Source organism: Melioribacteraceae bacterium 4301-Me (genome assembly GCA_041538185.1).
GTDB lineage: Bacteria > Bacteroidota > Ignavibacteria > Ignavibacteriales > Melioribacteraceae > Pyranulibacter > Pyranulibacter aquaticus.
In genome coordinates, this window is sequence record JBGORM010000006.1 from 134,486 (window position 1) to 151,097 (window position 16,612).

General features: G+C 33.1%; 12 protein-coding genes. 2 read left to right on the forward strand and 10 right to left on the reverse strand.

Going from position 1 to position 16,612, the window contains the following annotated elements; translation table 11 throughout:
* Positions 1-9: 9 nt before the first annotated feature.
* The 10 genes from ABRY23_11105 to yjjX form a co-directional block, all read right to left on the reverse strand.
* The gene (locus ABRY23_11105) at positions 10-1,155 is read right to left on the reverse strand and encodes a SpoIIE family protein phosphatase (GenBank protein MFA3783598.1); all 1,146 of its coding nucleotides are present in this window, start codon (positions 1,153-1,155) and stop codon (positions 10-12) included.
* Positions 1,156-1,164: 9 nt separating this feature from the next.
* The gene (locus ABRY23_11110; protein ID MFA3783599.1) at positions 1,165-1,509 is read right to left on the reverse strand and encodes an STAS domain-containing protein; all 345 of its coding nucleotides are present in this window, start codon (positions 1,507-1,509) and stop codon (positions 1,165-1,167) included.
* A 1-nt stretch (position 1,510) separates the two neighbouring features.
* Positions 1,511-2,893, reverse strand: coding sequence for a sigma-54-dependent transcriptional regulator (locus tag ABRY23_11115; GenBank protein MFA3783600.1), 1,383 nt, complete (start codon positions 2,891-2,893; stop codon positions 1,511-1,513).
* Positions 2,894-2,907: 14 nt separating this feature from the next.
* The gene (locus ABRY23_11120) at positions 2,908-4,434 is read right to left on the reverse strand and encodes a PAS domain S-box protein (protein ID MFA3783601.1); all 1,527 of its coding nucleotides are present in this window, start codon (positions 4,432-4,434) and stop codon (positions 2,908-2,910) included.
* A 322-nt stretch (positions 4,435-4,756) separates the two neighbouring features.
* Positions 4,757-5,566, reverse strand: a complete 810-nt coding sequence (locus ABRY23_11125) for a hypothetical protein (GenBank protein ID MFA3783602.1) — start codon at positions 5,564-5,566, stop codon at positions 4,757-4,759.
* An 87-nt stretch (positions 5,567-5,653) separates the two neighbouring features.
* A complete protein-coding gene (locus ABRY23_11130) occupies positions 5,654-7,246 on the reverse strand; it encodes a serine/threonine-protein kinase (protein ID MFA3783603.1) in 1,593 nt (530 codons plus the stop codon).
* Positions 7,246-8,739 carry a sigma-54 interaction domain-containing protein gene (locus ABRY23_11135; GenBank protein MFA3783604.1) on the reverse strand — a complete coding sequence of 498 codons (1,494 nt, stop codon included), beginning with the start codon at positions 8,737-8,739 and terminating at the stop codon, positions 7,246-7,248. The genes ABRY23_11130 and ABRY23_11135 overlap by 1 nt, the downstream gene beginning before the upstream one ends.
* Before the next feature lie 9 nt (positions 8,740-8,748).
* Complete coding sequence (locus ABRY23_11140) at positions 8,749-10,455, reverse strand: carboxypeptidase-like regulatory domain-containing protein (GenBank protein ID MFA3783605.1); 1,707 nt, start codon at positions 10,453-10,455, stop codon at positions 8,749-8,751.
* 79 nt (positions 10,456-10,534) lie between these two features.
* Positions 10,535-11,323, reverse strand: a complete 789-nt coding sequence (locus tag ABRY23_11145; protein MFA3783606.1) for a PhzF family phenazine biosynthesis protein — start codon at positions 11,321-11,323, stop codon at positions 10,535-10,537.
* Positions 11,323-11,889: an inosine/xanthosine triphosphatase gene (gene yjjX, locus ABRY23_11150; GenBank protein MFA3783607.1), complete on the reverse strand. Its 567-nt coding sequence runs from the start codon at positions 11,887-11,889 to the stop codon at positions 11,323-11,325. Before yjjX ends, ABRY23_11145 begins: the two co-directional genes overlap by 1 nt.
* A 294-nt stretch (positions 11,890-12,183) precedes the next feature.
* Here yjjX and ABRY23_11155 point away from each other — a divergent pair, with 294 nt between their 5' ends.
* Together ABRY23_11155 and ABRY23_11160 are read left to right on the forward strand one after the other, a co-directional pair.
* Complete coding sequence (locus tag ABRY23_11155; protein MFA3783608.1) at positions 12,184-14,487, forward strand: hypothetical protein; 2,304 nt, start codon at positions 12,184-12,186, stop codon at positions 14,485-14,487.
* Position 14,488: 1 nt separating this feature from the next.
* Positions 14,489-16,504, forward strand: a complete 2,016-nt coding sequence (locus tag ABRY23_11160) for a hypothetical protein (protein MFA3783609.1) — start codon at positions 14,489-14,491, stop codon at positions 16,502-16,504.
* The last annotated feature ends 108 nt before the right edge of the window (positions 16,505-16,612 follow it).

The window sequence follows — 16,612 nt, forward strand, 5'->3', positions numbered from 1 at the left end:
ACTCATTCACTATAATTTTTTTATGACGATTATACTAAGGTCATCTTCAGGTTGTTGGTTAGTATAAGAGAGGATTTCATTTTTTAGCTGTTCAAGAGAATCTGCGTTGGGGTCAATTGATTTTATGAACTTTAGAAGTTTTTCTTCGCCATACATTTCACCGTTTTGATTTCTTGATTCGGTAAATCCATCGGTTATCATAAAAATTTGGTCTTTACTGTTTAGTTTAATTTCAAGATCGTCGTAAGTTCCTTCCTTACTAAAACCAAGTAAAAGTCCTTTCGAATGAAAAGTTTTAATTTCACCCTCACTATTTTTATAAATTATTGGAAGGTCTCCTGCCCCGGAATATTTAGCGATGTTATTTTCTCTGTCTAATAAAATAATTGATAAAGTAATAAATACATCGGAAATTCTTTCGTCCTTAAAAACAGAATCGTTAACTTTATTTAATATCTCACTTGGCTTAAAATTTTTAGTTGATTCTAAGACGAAGCGAGTAGCAGTTCTAACATAACCGGCATATGCAACAGCAAAATACCAAGCTCCCCATCTTTTACCCATTACATCTCCTAATACTACTGCAAGATGATTTTCATCAATGTTAAAATAATCGATAAAATCTCCACCTGGAATTTGCTTATAAGCAAGATGCCAATGTTTAATTTCGAAATCTAAAAATTTGGGAAATTCATCTGGAACAACTCGAGTACCCATTGTATCGGCTGCTTTTTGTACCTCATCTACAACTTTAATTCTTTCTTTCTCAAGACTTTTCAGTACAGCAGATACTTTTGCTATTACTACTTTAGGACTAGCAGTTTTAATTATATAATCTTCTATTTCGAGGTCATACCCTTTCAATATATCGTCTTCTTCACCTTTTGCAGTAAGAAATATAAATGGGATATTTCTCAATTCAGGGTTGTTCAGCAGCATTTTTCTAAATTCAAAGCCATCTACCTCTGGCATCATGATATCACTGATTATTAAATCTGGTTTGTTTTTGCTTGCAAGTTCAAAACCCTCCTTGCCGTTTGCTGCTAATAATATATTGTAACCTGCTCTAGATAAATTATATTGAAACAATTTTGCGATGTTCAACTCATCTTCTACAAGAAGAATTAAATTTCCTTGAGATTTTTCTTTTTCCAAGAATCACCTTTATTTTGATTGAAAGCTCCTTACTGCCTCTTGAAGTTCAGTAAAAGTATCGAAGACTCTAAATAATCTTGTTAGCTCGAACATGGCGCGCACGGTGGGTTGAAGTCCAACTAACTTTAAATCGCCGCCATTTTTCGTGGCTCTTTTTAAAGTAGAGACTAAAGCACCCAAGAAACTTGAATCAATAAATTCGCATGATGTTAAATCAACTATTATTTTTTTGTAACCATTATCAATTTTAGAATAAACAAGAGATTTAAGCTCTTCGGATTCACTTAAAGTCGCACGGGGAACATTAACAACTTCAACTACAATATCATCAATAATTTCTTCGAATATTTTCATTTTAATTTGCTTTTTGTGGTGATATTTTATACTTACTCATTAATCTATAAAAAGTAGCTCTTCCTATTTTTAACTTTTTTGCTGCTTCTAATATATTTCCATTGGTAACTTTAAGAGCATGTTTTAAGGCTTCTTCCTTTAGTTTTTCAAATGGGATTATAGGTGCATCCTCTGCAAAAATATCTGAAGTATATTTAAAGGAAGCAGTAGCTTCTGTCCCTTTAATATTGTTAGGTAGAACGTCAACGTCTATATAGTCGCTATCGGTTAATATCATACATCTTTCAATTGTGTTTTCCAGTTCGCGTATATTACCTGGCCAGTCATAATCGTATAATAATTTTAGTGCTTGTTTTGTAGCGCCTTTAACATTTTTGTTAAGCTTGGTATTAAATTGTTTTATAAAATGGTCAATTAAAATGACGATGTCGCCTCTGCGCTCTCGTAAAGGCGGAACGTATATTGGAAAAGAACTAAGTCGATAATACAAATCTTCTCTGAATTGTTTATTGTCAACTGCTTGTTTTAAATCGATGTTTGTTGCAGATATAATTCTAACATCTGTTTTTATAACCTCATTACCACCTACTCTTTCGAATTCCCTTTGTTGAATTACCCTAAGAATTTTGGCTTGGAGAGACATTTCCATTTCTCCGATTTCGTCTAAAAAGATAGTGCCACCGTTTGCAAGTTCAAATTTTCCAATCTTTCTTTGGTGTGCACCTGTGAATGCACCTTTTTCGTGGCCGAACAATTCACTTTCTAAAAGTTCTCTAGGAATTGAAGCACAATTAACAACAACGAAAGGATAATCTTTTCTATTGCCATTGTAATGAATAGCACGTGCTATTAGTTCTTTACCTGTGCCGCTCTCGCCATGAATTAGTACTGTGATGTTGTTATCAAGAACCTTAGAAACCATTTTAAAGGTTTCCTGCATTTTTTTGTCAGCTGTTATAATGTTATCAAAACTGTATTCAGATTGAATATTTTCTTTAAGTTTCTTCAATTCTCTTTCTAAGTCATAATTTTTAATTGCATTTCGGATAGCAGATTCTAATCGATTGCTGTCAATTGGTTTGGGGAAGTAATCGAAAGCACCAAGTCTGATAGACTGAATAGCAACTTCAACACTTCCTTGTGCAGAAAGCATAATTACTGGCAAATGGGGGTTTTTCTTTTTTATTATTTCTAACACTTCATTTCCATGAATATCTGGAAGCATTATATCAAGTAAAATCAAATCTGGTTCATCGGAAAGGGAGTTTATCATAGTTTGTCCATTTGTAAACGTTTTAGTATTGTATCCCCATTTCCTTATCCACTGGCTTACTAATTTTAGAATTGATTCTTCGTCATCAACAATAAATACTAACTTTTCCAATATTACCTCTCTTTTTATTTGGGTAAACGAATTATAAATGTAGTGCCGTTGCCAACTTGGCTTTTAACACTAATTAAGCCTTTATGAAGATCGATAATTTGCTTTACTGCCACTAAGCCGAATCCAACGCCTGTAGCCTGAGAGAAAGTAGATTTTATTTTAGAAAATTTTTGAAAAAGGTTTGGTATTTCTTTTTCTGGGATTCCCACGCCCGTATCACTAATATCAATTTCAACCTCCTTTTCAAAGTCGTTTATAATTACAGAGATTCTTCCGCCATTGCCAGTAAATTTAACTGCATTTGACAATAAATTTGTAAAAACTTTAGATAGGCGTGCATAGTCACCGTTTAAAATTACTTCTTCTTTGGGAAAATCCTTTGTCAACACTAGTTCTTTTTTCTTCAGTTGTTTGTCGAATTCATTTATTATTTCATTAATGAGCTGTATTAGATTGAAAGAGCTAATATTTAATTTTTCTTCGCCGGTCTCTAATTTTGAAAAGTCAAGTAAATCGTTTATTAGCTTTGCAAGTCTTTTCCCTTCTGATAAAATAATCTCGTTAAATTCTAATATTGTTTCTCGTGGAATATCCGAATCGTTTATAATTGTCTCAGCAAATCCCACAATTGAGGCTAAGGGTGTGCGTAATTCGTGAGAGATGTTTGATATAAATTCACTTTTTAACCTGTTCAATTCCTCTAATACATTAATTTTGTGTTTAGCGCGCTCGCGTTCTATTGAAATTATTCTGTTTGCTTCTATTAGTTTTGCGTTTAAATCACGAATCTTTTTCTCATTTTGAATTCTATTAGTAATGTTTCTCCCAATGCTAAGCATTCCGGAAATCTCTCCATCGCTGAAAGTGGGTCGTGCATGAATTTCGAATATTACTTCTTTGTTAGATTTGTTTATAAACTTAGCTTCGAATATTGTAGAGTTTTTATTGTTCAATATTTGTTGAAATGCTTCGGCAATTTTTGTCTCGTCTTCTTTTGCAATAAATTCTAAAAAGTGTTTGCCTTTCATATCTTCGGGGTTATAACCTAATGCCTTTGCCCCGCTGCTGTTAACAAGTGTGAAATAGCCGAACCCGTCCAAGATAAACATTAGGTCATCAGCTGTTTCAATCAGTGTTCTGAACCGTTCTTCTGATTTTTCTAATTTGAGTTGGATTATTTTTTCTTCTGTGATATCATTTAGTGTGCCTACAATCTTTGTTAATTTTCCATCTTTAAATATTGGAACGCCAGTATGTTTAACCCAGTGTTCTTTGCCAAATCTATCTTTAATTCTATATTGGACTGAACTCTCTTCACCATTTTTGATCTTTTCAATAAAATTATTGTAACCAATTAAATCTTCTGAATAAATTGCATCTTTTAACAATGAGTTTGTTTTGTATATTTCTTCCGGGGTATATCCGTAAAGCATTCTGACTGCATTGGAAATGAAAAGTATTTTCTTTAAATCCGCATCAGCTTCATAAAGTACTGTTTGAAGAGCATTTATAATGTCTGTGAAATCGCTGTTAATTTTCATTAACGTTAATTGCTCGTTTGTTTAATGCCAGAGTAAAGTAAATTAAAAATGCTGTATAATTTATTCCCAATTTAAGACAAACAATGACTCAAAAATATTCACTTCAATATAAGAAAATACTTAATATTTACATACTTTCTTATGCTTATATACTTGCAGTCTCATCTTTTAACCCAAAAGTACGCAATAGAAAATGAAAAAATTGACTTTGCCTTTCACTTCAACTCTATAAGAGCAGCCAAATAGCAATAGATAATATTCTTTCAGGCGACTGGAAGATAACCTTTTAACCACAGTGGTAGATTTCCATGCACAGATTGAATTAAAGATTAATTTTAAAGTTAAGTATAAATTCAGTTGTTGGTATTGATTTAAAAAAGGCGCTAATTTCTGGCATATTTGTGGATTCATCAGGATTATTACTAAAAAGTATCAAATCAATTTGACTGTAAAGCCAAACTGCCAAATAAGAAGCAATAAAAATATTACGTATTTTATAGGATTTATTGTAGTTTTCATACTTTAGTTGCATTAAAGTTAGTTCAGTTTCGTTAAGATAATCATTTTGTTTTTTGTTAGTATCAATTATGTAAGAAATCATACCGCCCATAAGTATTAAGCTGGCGCCAGAAATAATTCCACCTTTTAAGAATTGTGAAGAACTAAGCTGTCCCCAACCCGGCAAGAAAATGTTCTTTAACATGTAACTTCTGTAGTCAAAAGGCAGTTTAGTTTGAATACTGGTTTGATGTGATAACGAATCTTTTGCTGTAGAGTTGCTCTGCAGTTCAGCAGCCATTGAATTTTTAATATCGTTAAAAAAATTAATTACCTTAGGGGAGATTTTTGAAGGATCGGGTGAATAATCTTTGTTAATTTTAATTAATTGCCTAAAACTAATTTTTGCCGAAGCTTCGTCGCCCAGCGCATAATATGAAATAGCCTGCATCTCATATACTTCTGTCAAAAGACTGTCGGATAAACTTCCTGATTGAATCAATTTATCTGCCAAATTAATTACTTTTTGATATTCGAATGATTCAAAATATTGTTTTAGTTTATCAATATCTGCTTGTTGAGCTAATAAACTTGCCGATAGAAAAAACAAAATTATTAAGGAATTTTTTTTCATTTAACAAATAAAACTTTGAAGCGGATAAAATATTTAACTATGCAAGTATAAAATAAATATTATTGGCTATAAATCACAGGCGATTTATTATTTCTTGAATTTAAAAAATAGCTTAAGTGTATCTCCCTTTTTAGCTATGAAAGTAGTATCAATATCTTTGTAGGCTGGATTTTTAATTGTAATTCTATTTTTGCCTGGGAAGAGTCTAATTAGACCTCTTAAAGGAGTTTGACCTTTTAATTCGCCGTTCAAATATAAATTTCCCCAAGGGAATACGTTGCATTCTAAGAAAGCCAGTGTAGTATCTAAATTTACTTTAATGTAAGAATTTTCATTGGGCTCAATTTTAATTAATGCCATATAAGGGGGATAGTCCGGATTAATTAATTTCATTGTATGTTCTCCCGGGTCCAAGCTCAATGGATTTATTAATGGTGTTACATCTTTTTTCACGCCATCGATATAAATTTCAGCCCAAGGGTAGCAGTCAACAAATAATTTGCTCGGCTTTGTAGTTGCCGGCGGTACAATTGGAATTACTTTGTTCTGGTTATCTTCTTTGGGAATATTAATAGATTCTTTTTCCTTTTCTTTTGGTTTGTCAATTTTAGAATCGCCCACATTGCTTAATTCCTTTTGAGGTTCTTTTGGTTGTTGTTCAGCAGTTTGAGTTTTATTGGCATTATTAAGTATTGTGTTTTTATTATTGTTAATATGCAGTTGGGTATAGAGGATAAAAAAACTGGCGATGAATAAAACAATTGCAATTGCTATAATAACTCTCGTCTTCTTTTTCTTTGAAGTAAAAGTGACAGTTTTTATATCTGCAGTTGCTGATTGTTCATTTATATAGTTTTGAAGTTCATTAGTTACATTTAATTCCTTTAATACCTCGTTAGCTGAGCTGTACCTTTGAGCCGGGTTTTTTCTAAGCAGTCTAATAATTATTTTTTTATACAGTTCTGGTAATACAGATAAATCGTTTATTAATTCTTCCTCATTAAAACTCATTATTTTGTTGATGGTGAGGTTAATATTCTCTTGTACGAAAGGATTTTTGCCGGTGAACATTTCAAAAATGACCAAGCCAGCCGAGAATAAGTCACTTTTGTGTGTAAGTTTTTCGCCTCTTATTTGTTCGGGCGACATATAACTTGGTGTGCCAACAATTGAATACGGTTGGGTTACTAATGTATCTTCAGCGGAAAGCGCTAAGCCAAAATCTCCTATTTTTAGGTGATAATTTGTATTAACAAATATATTTTCTGGTTTTATATCTCTATGAATAATTTTGTTGTTGTGCGCATAGTCTAATCCCTTAAAAAGTTGTATTGTCAGCTGTTCTTTTTGCTGTAAGGTGAGTTCATTTTTTTTGAGTAAATTGCGCAAGCTTTGTCCTTCAAAATACTCAAACGATATGTAGAAATATTCTTTGTTAGTGCCAAAATCTAATACCTTTATAATGTTTGGATGGTCTAGTTGTGCTAAAATTTTTGCTTCTCTTTTAAATCTTTCTACTAAAGAATTATCTGCAATTCTTTCTGTATTGAGTATTTTAAGAATTATTTTTTTCGATAAGTAAATATGATTAGCAAGAAAAACACTTGCGTGTTCATCTTTTTTAAGAATCTCAATTATCTCAAATCGATCAAATAATATTTCCGTTGAAAGATTTGACATTAAATTTGCTCGCCTATTTCTTTTAATTTAAGCTGCACCCATCTTACAGAAACACCCAACGATTTAGCCGCCAAGGTTCGATTTCCATTGAATTGTTCAAGTCGTTTTTTCAAAAGAAAAATTTCAAATTCATCTAAAGTGCCATTGAAATTTTTCATTTCGTCCTGGTCTTCTAAAATTATATGCTCTTCCGTAAGCACGTCTGAGTCACAAAGTATCAAGGATCTTTGTATAACATTAATTAATTGACGGATATTGCCGGGCCAATAATATGTTTCCAATTTTTTAATTGCACGTGGATGAATACTTATTTTTTTGTTACTGAATTTTTCTACAAAATGTTTTGTCAATATTGGGATATCACTTCTTCTTTCTCTTAAAGGTGGAATTTTTATTGGAAAAACATTTAATCGATAAAATAAATCTTCTCTGAATTGTCCTTCTTTGGTCATTTCATGCAAATCTTTATTGGTAGCTGCAATTATTCTTGCTTCAATTTTTCTAACGTTTACATCTCCTAACCTTATAATTTCTCTATTTTCCAGGACGCGTAAAAGTTTAGCCTGCAATGCCATAGAAATATCACCAATCTCATCTAAAAAGAAAGTGCCTTGACCTGCAGCTTCTAAAAGACCAATCTTATCGGTGTTGGCGCCTGTAAAAGCACCTTTTTTATATCCGAACAGTTCACTTTCTAATAAGTTATCTGGAATAGAACCGCAGAATTGAGCGAGAAAGGGTCTGTCTTTTCTCTTGCTTAGTTTATGAATTGCTCTTGCGACAAGTTCTTTACCGGTACCACTTTCCCCAATTATTAAAACTGTTGCGTCTGTTTGTGCCACTTTATGAACAAGCTTTGCAAGAGCTCTCATCGCAGAACTGTTGCCAATCATCTCCGGGATTTCTTCAACAGCCTGAAGTTGATTAATTAATATTCTGTTTTCTTTTTCTAGTTCTTCAAATTGTATGATTTTGTCAAGTGCAAGTGATACAAGATTAGAGAAAAAGTTAAGAAAGATTAAATTTTCTTCTGTGAATTCTTTTCTGTTCAGTTGACTATCTGCTATAATTACCCCCCAAATTTTATCATCCCTAAAAATTGGAACACCAATTACCGATTTAATTTGTTGTATTTGCACACTTTGGAATTGAGATAAATTTGGATCAGCTTGAACATCATGATAAAGAATTGGTTTTTTTTCATTTACAACCTTTCTTAAAATACCTGAGGAAAACTCATCCAGGTTTGAAATGGTTTCATTGGAAATTTTTCTGCCGGTAACAATACTAAATTCATCTTTTGTGAAATCGTACTTGGCAAATAATCCTCTTTCAGCGTTAATTACTTTTATTACTATATCTATTACATCTTCTATTAATGATTCGTGATGAGTAGAGGAATTAAGAACCTGAGTAAATTTGTACAGTGCTTCATACTCTTCTTTTGTAAGATTTTTTAAATGCACAATATTTTCAATTAATGATTCAGACATATAATGCCTTTATTGAACTACGAACGATGCTGGTTTAGAGCGAGATTTATTTTTAAATTCATCTACACACCAAATTACCCAGAAATAATCCCCTGTTTGCAAGCTTTGGTCTACAATATAATTAATAGCGTCTTGAGATATATTGTCTTTCGACCACACAAGTACAGGTTGTATTTCATCGGTGTAAATTTCAATTCGATATTTAAAGTTAAAACCAGGCAAAAACCGCTGCCAGTTTAACTGTGGTGTTGAACTTACTACCTGCTTATTTGAAGGTGAATCGATTATTATTTCTTGTTTAATTATTCTTTTAACATAAGAGCTGCCAATGTTAAAAGTCTTCCCCGACCGTTCTTTTACGATAATATCAAAATTTTTACCTATAACATTTTCAAACGAAGTTAAGTTTAAATCCGACGTAGTAAAATTGTTCTCATAGTTTTTAGTAGTTGGGTTGAAAATCAGTTGTTTTTTAAAATTAATTGAGTTAGAAGAAACAAATACTGAGTCGACATCATTTTCTTTATCGGAAATTGTGCACTCAAAAAATATTTTGAAGGATTGTATATCTGGAAATTTATTTTCGACTGAGGTGTAAATGTTATAGTAGTCTAAAGTTGGTATCGAGTTTAAGAATATATCTTCTACCCTATAGCTTTTTTGGCTGCCCCATTGAACTAAAGAAGAATCCGGGCTGTAGCCTTCTTTTTCAAAATAAATTGTTCCATTTTGCTTTGGGACATTATCTATTTTGTAATATCCATTAGAGTTAGTTGTTACAACAATGTTTTGGTTTTTCCATGATACTTTTGCATTTGGAATTGGAAGACGAGGCAATGCAACGGTTTTTACATATCCATCAATTGTACCAATAGTGTAAATTAAAGTTTTATCCGGAACGTGATAATTTTTTTGTGTGCCCCAGATTACATTAACAGAATCGCTTGCAAAACCGTCCTTCTCAAAATAAAGTTTCCCATTCTTCATTGAAACGTTTGTGAGTAAATAATGCCCATTTTGGTCGGATGTGGCTAATAAGTTTTGATTTCCCCAGATTATTTTTACATTTTTTATAGGTATTTTATCTGGGTCGTAAACGTAACCGTCAATTTGACCGATTGTGTAATTTAATATTTTATCAGCTACGTGGTAATTTTCCTGGTTGTCCCACACTACATTCACAGAGTCTTTAGCGAAGCCATCTTTTTCAAAATATAGCAGTCCATTGTTCTTAGCTAAATTGGAAAAGAGATAATGACCATTAATATCAGTTTGTACTAAAATATTTTGATTATTCCAAAGCACTTTAACACCTTGTAATGGTGAACGCTCGGGATTAAAAACAAAACCATCTAATTGGCCCGTTACATAAATTAAAATTTTATCCTCTATTCTTTTCGACTTTTGGTCTCCCCACTCTACCAAGACAGAATCGTTAGCATAGCCGAGTTTCTCGTAGTAGAGAGTTCCATTTTTTCTTTGTATCCCCTGAATCTTAAAATAACCAGTTGAGTCTGTTTCAACTGTTATATTTTCGTTCTTCCAAGTAACTCTAACTTTGTTTAATGGAATTCTTGAAGGCGTGAATACATACCCGTCTAATTGACCTAATGAATAATTTGGGTTCTGCGGGTCAAGCGGGTTAGTTCTTGGTGCATTACATGAATAAAAAAATGATAAAACAAGCAAAGCACCAATATAAATTGTTTTTTTCACGTCCTTAAGAGTTACCATTTTACATGTTGTTATAAATAAAGATAAACAACGAAATGTAAATATGCGAAAAAAAACCGATTTATAGGTTCAAATAAATTTCTCCCTTTAAAAAAAGGATAGCTTCTCCCGAAATTTTTACACGCTCATTTAAATTTTCAAGTACTAATTGGCCACCCCTTTTAGATACCTGCTTAGCAATAAGTTTTGTCTTTTTTAATTTTTCTGACCAATAAGGAACAAGAACAGTATGTGCAGAGCCTGTAACTGGGTCCTCATCAATACCCTCATTTGGTACAAAAACTCTGGAAACAAAATCTGCCTGTTTACCTTTAGCTGTTATAATAACAGCGTGAGGATGTATTTTTTTTATCAAATCAATTTTAGGAATGTAATTTTTTATGAAATCTTCAGAGTCGAACACCACTAAAAGGAAAAATCCATTTGATAAAATTTCTATTGGCTCTTTGTTAAAACATTCAAAAATTTCTTTTGGTCTTTGTGTTTGATGTGGCACATTAGAAGGGAAGTTTAAAGATAACAGATTTCCATTTCGTTCAACGAACAAATTACCACTTAAAGAACTGAATTTAATTTTATTTACCGAGTTTTCAATAAAATTAAAGATTACGTAAGCAGAAGCGAGAGTTGCGTGACCGCACAACGGAACTTCGTTTTGAGGTGTAAACCAACGAATGTGAAAACAATCTTTTTCTTTCACAAAAAAAGCTGTTTCGGATAAATTGTTTTCCATCGCAATTTTTTGCATAATATCATTTTCAAGCCACTTTTTCAAAGGAATAACCGCGGCTGGATTACCACTAAACAGCTTAGATGTAAAAGCATCAACTTGATAAATATCTAATTTCATTATGTTTCCCCTTGCAGTTTGTCTTTTTTCCTTTCCCTAAAGAAGTTTTTATGTAAAAATGGAATAAGAGCAGCAATCAACCCAGGTACGTATAAATCTTTTCTGTGCATTACCCCATTTGTAAAGAACCCAATTGCTCCGGTATTTTGTTTTGTATTTCTGATGTTAGTTATTTCATCCATCACTTCGCCTAATTCTGCGCCATTTAATAGTTTTTCAATGATGAATTCCGGCAGTTCAAAAAGCGGTGAAGTGCCGAAGCCTTCATTACCATTATTATCAATTATACACATTCCGCCAAAAGCAAACCATTTGTTGAACTGTTTTATTATTCCGCCTTCAATTCCTACGAAATATTCGCCTTTTAAGTTTTCTTCGGCATTTATTTTAATTAATTCTAATGCTCTGTTCCTTGCACCTTTAAATGTTTCCTCGTTTATAGGTTGCTGAGGCACCCCAGAATTAACTTCTATTCCAGTTACTTCAACATTGTGAAAAAATTTTGAGAACGCTTCATGCGCAGAGTTTATTTTAACAGGATTTTTTGAGCCAACTAATACTTTCACTAATAACTCCTTATTTAAAACAAAGTAATTTGGCTGTCGAAAAGAGAGTCATTTATTTTTAATGCTAAAAAATATAAAAATGCAACATGACATGTTTTGACCTAGACCAAAAGACGAGTGCAGAATACATCAAAAAGGTCAGAAAAAAAATTAACTTTTTGAAACAATTAAACTCAGATAGTGGAGATGTTACACTTTTTTGCGTGCGCAACTAAACTTTTAAAATGAAATTTTTCTTGACTATTTAGATTCTTTATTCCAAATTTTTATAGGAATTTAGACACGGAGGATTATGTGAATGAAACCCTTCTTCATATTTTCAATTCAATCTCATTACCTCTCAGAGTGATTATACTATTCCTTGTATTTTTTCTGCTGACGGCGGAGCATCGTAAAGGACAAACCGTAATAAAAGAGAAAGTTAGTTTAACACCACAGAACAAATTGAAGAATTTCCCACAGCTACAAGATCATCCGGATTGGTGGCCTTGCTCACCACCGCCACGTGAAGATGATTATTATAACCCCGTTCAAGTTGTGTGGCAGAATTCGTGGTATCCATTAAATCCCGGCAGGCAGGCTTTACAATCGTCGTATACATACAATGTTGACACAAGCAAATATTATACTTTCAAAATTATATCCGGCAGAGAGTATTTCGATTTTCAGAGAAATTATTGGGACGGAACTACATGGATAAAAACTATTTTGGATTCAGTAACAGTAAAAGGGAAAGATCTATGGCCGAAAGTTTATAAAGACGGCACTTATGTGACAATATATGATTCAGTAAAATACATCGATATTGACAACCAGCCGTATTATTGGTGCTGTTATTTCTACGAATATTCCGTTCATTTTAAGGGAATATGGAACAGAGAAGAAGAAGTAATTTATAGCGTAACGGAGGAAGGCAATCCACCATATTACGTACATACCTTTATCAAACGCCCGACTTATACATTAACTGCTAGAAGTGAGAGTGATACAATAGATTATAACTCAGAAAATAGTATTGATGTTACTTTGGAAGTAAACGAATGCAAGAGTGATCTTATTGGAATACCTCGAAACGGAGGTGGCTTGAATGATGAAGTTTTATTTACTGCGAGAATAGTTGAAGGGAGTCAATATGGTGAATTATATACAGAAAAGGTTCATGGGGATCAAATACAAACAGATAATCTTGATGTATCGAGAGGAATATATTTCAGAACTGAAGGGAGTCAGAACCCGGATTCAGTTGCCTTGGTAAAGGTAGAAATATCTTGCGATGATATAGTTGTATCGCCAAAAACTGTCTTTATCGAGTTTTATGTTAAAAATAATCTAAATAGACCTCCCGAGATGAAAATTACTTTCGATAAAAATGAGCTAAGTCCATGGGATTCAACGGCAATACATTTGCAGAAACTTACAAGTGATGGTCAAATTGTGGACTTTCCTTCCGACCAATTATTTAACATAAAAATCGCAGATGGAACAGACTTTGGGATTTTATACTCCGAAGAAGAGGGTTATTATTCAAATGAGTTTCAGTATGTAGGGCAAGCTGGGTTGCGGTTCTACTCATTTGACACTTTAGAAGACACAACAAGAATTAAAATTTATGCTGAAACATTTGAAGAGGGTGGAAGTCCTGCAACGAGTATAATCGGAACAAACCTAAAAGAAAAGTCAAGTTCAACAATAAAACCAGCGTTTATAAATCCGGGTGAAAATAAAATATCGGGTTACGGAGAGATATTAATAGTAAAAAGTGGAGATCTGAAAATAAAAATTACTTTAACAGGGCCTAATGAAATCTGGCCTTATTTACCGAATCAAACTAATGGTAAAAGTAGGGGAGCTGACAGACCAGGTTATAATCCATATTCAAGTTTATATATTGATCTCACACGTGGAAATCAATCCATACCAAATAAGGATGTAAAAATCACATTAGAAAGGATCGAAGGAACTGGTGGACATGAACATACCATTCCACCTCTTCCGCTATATTTGTCTGGTGAATTAAAAAGTGGTAGCACTAAAGGAAATCCGATAATTGTTTCAACAAATGCTGATGGACAAATAGTAGTCGATAATTTATTAGCCTCTCAAGTCTCTGGGAAATATATAATAAAAGCAGAATTAACTTCTAATCCTGAGATAAATGATGAAACAGGTATAGAAGTAAAAGTTCCTGACCTTGTAAACTTTGGTAATGTTAACAACGAAGGTAAATGGTCGCTAGTAGGAGCAATTCCCAGCAAACATATTGACGTCCACTATTGCACTGGAGAAATGAGAAATAATCTAGTTCGAGTTCTCAACAATTTTTACGATTGGTCAAAAAAATACAAGAACACTGAGTTAGGCATCGTTCTAGCTGTAAACGACATGAGTTTAATTTGGGGTGGGGCATATGAATACAACGGAGACTGGAACGTTTATAGTCATCATTCATTTCACAGAGTTGGATTAAGTGTCGATATAAACAGATCAGGAATGAATGATTTTGAAATTAATATGCTAACGATATTTATGTTAAAAAATAAAGCCAGGCGATATCCTGAAAGGCCGCAAATACACTATGGGTTTTTAGGAGGAAATTAAAATGAAATCAAAGCTCTTTTTAGTACTAATTATGAATCTAATTTGCACTATAACATGGGGACAAAATTACCCCAAGATCAAAAATGCAAGAATCTGGTGTAGTGTTGTTTATTCACTAGGGGATAGTTTATATTATTATAAGTATAGTATATATAATGATATAACAAGTTCAGGCGATATATTCTCATTTGATATTGATATAAGTTTATCTCAAGAACAAAACGTAGATGTAGATACAATTGGATTAAAATTTAAAAACGAATTACTAAGATCATTCTTCAGCAGTAGTTATAATTTTATTCAAGGGAAAGCTGTTCCTTTCGGTGTATCCGAGACACCTAATGATTATGCGCTAGGTTATCCATCGTTAAATTATTCAGTGAGTTTCTTTGGTTTCGGCTATTTAAAGCCAGGAGATTCATTGAATAATTTCGAAATTAACACTAAAGGAATTCCTTCTATAAGAAGGGTAACTTTTTCAATTGCTAAGGATACAATCATTGACCAGTTACCAAGTATCGAAGATACTACATCAGACATGACAGAATCACAAATGGACTCCCTTCTTTCTTCGTTAGACTATAACACATGGACTATAGGACCTAACTTTTTCGCTGATGACTTAAGTCTCGTAAATATAATCGATTCAATTATCAGTTATAATCAACGTGCCTATGATCTGAACTGGATAAGAGAAGAACAAGTCAAAAACAAATATCTGCTATTCCTTTCCGATGCAAAAACCTCTATTCAACAAAACAATCTTGTACAAGCTCGCTCTTACTTGGAAAATATTGTAAGTGAGGTTAATATCGACTCTTCTTCTTTTATAACAAGCGAGGCGTATGCACTGCTGCGTTATAACACTGAGTATTTATTAAGCAAATTACCACAACCTCCAAGCGGCATGCCCGTTAAATTGATAAACAGCACTGGTAGAAAACTCCCCGGCGGCAGCTTACAGTATTACGAAAGCGGATGGAAAAACGCAATTGATAACGGCGACGGAACATTTATCGTTAATACACAACTAAAAAAAGTAAGCTTAAGAATGACATACCAATACGGCTCACAAACCAAATCAAATGTAGACGTTAGTTCAGATACGGTTGTTTTTCAGACTGTAAATACATTAGTAAAACTGCAAGACAGCCAAGGTAATCTTATAGATGGGGGAACAGTACAATATTATGCTAGTGGCTGGCATAGCTTTGGTACGGCTACAAATGGAATAGCGACAAAAGAATTACTTCCCGTACAGTATACATTTAGAATGACATATTCGTTTGCAAGCAACGATAAAACACAAAATCTGGATACTAACTCAACAGTTGTATTCAAAACCGTTAAAGCTTCGGTTCAACTGAAGGATAGCCAGAACAATTTGATTACAGAAGAAGGGACGGTTAAATATTACGCTGGGGGGTGGCGAGATTTTGGCGTAACCGTCAACGGAGTTGCAAACAAAGAACTGCTGCCAAACAACTATACATTTAGAATGAGCTACGCTTTTGCAAGTAAAGATAAACAACAAAATATCGGCACCAATCCTGTTGTTGAATTTCAAACAGTTAATGTTGTGGTTCAGTTAAGAGATAGTCAAAACAATTTAATCGACACGGGCACAATTCAATATTACTCAGGCGGGTGGAGAGAATTTGGTAGAACAACAAACGGAGAAGTTAGTAAAGAACTATTGCCAAACAATTACACTTTCAGAATTACTTATGAATTTGTTTCCAACGATAAGGCTCAGAATATAGGAACAAATAACACGGTTGTTTTCACTACAGTTTTATGTACCGTTCGTGTTACGGATCGACAGAATCAGCCGATTGACAATGCAACTGTCAGATACTATTCTGGAGGATGGAGAGATTTAGGAACAACAGTAAACGGTGAGGCAACGAAAGAATTACTTCCGGCAAATTTAACATTCAGAGTAAATTATAACGGAATACAGCAAGATAAGACACAAAACATAGGTACAAACAATGTAGTAGAATTTAGTTTATAAACACAGAAAATTATAAAACAAGGATTAGACTAATTTACACAGACTCATAATCCGTGAAAATCCGCGTTATCTGTGTTATCCGTGTTCTATTTAGTTTCAGTAATAAAG